Source organism: Amycolatopsis echigonensis, from assembly GCF_014174495.1.
GTDB lineage: Bacteria > Actinomycetota > Actinomycetes > Mycobacteriales > Pseudonocardiaceae > Amycolatopsis > Amycolatopsis echigonensis.
The window spans coordinates 1-449 of record NZ_JACJHR010000273.1 but is presented as its reverse complement, the minus strand read 5'-3'; the positions used below and the strand labels follow the sequence as shown (position 1 = coordinate 449).

General features: G+C 74.6%; 1 pseudogene. It reads left to right on the top strand.

Going from position 1 to position 449, the window contains the following annotated elements:
• Positions 1 to 449 (top strand): annotated as a pseudogene (locus H5411_RS46725) (MlaD family protein); the annotation flags it as partial.

Sequence of the window (449 nt, the reverse complement as noted above, 5' to 3'; positions counted from 1 at the left end):
TCGGACACCAGCAGGACCTCCGCGACGCGCTGGGGGCCTTGCCCGAGGAGCTGCCTGACCTCGGAACCGTGGCCGGCGCGCTGGCCACCGACGGCGGGAAGGACCTGACCGGGACGCTGCGTGCGCTGGACAGCCTCAGCGGCCGCTTCACCAACCGCCAGCAGGAGATCTCCGCGCTGGTCGGGCAACTGAAGACCACGTTGGACGCGGTCGGCGTCGATGGCGGCAAGCCGCTGGCGGACGTCGTGGACAAGGCGCCGGACACGCTGGGGAAGGCACGCGGGGCACTGCAGTCGCTGCAGGCGCCGCTGGCCGATGCCCAGGCGGCGATGTCGTCGCTGAAGCCGGGCGCGGACGCGCTGGGCCAGGCGACCCCGGACGTCCGGGGGGTGCTGCGCGAGGGCGTTCCGCCGCTCGACAAGGTGCCGGGCGTCGCCGGGCAGGCCGAG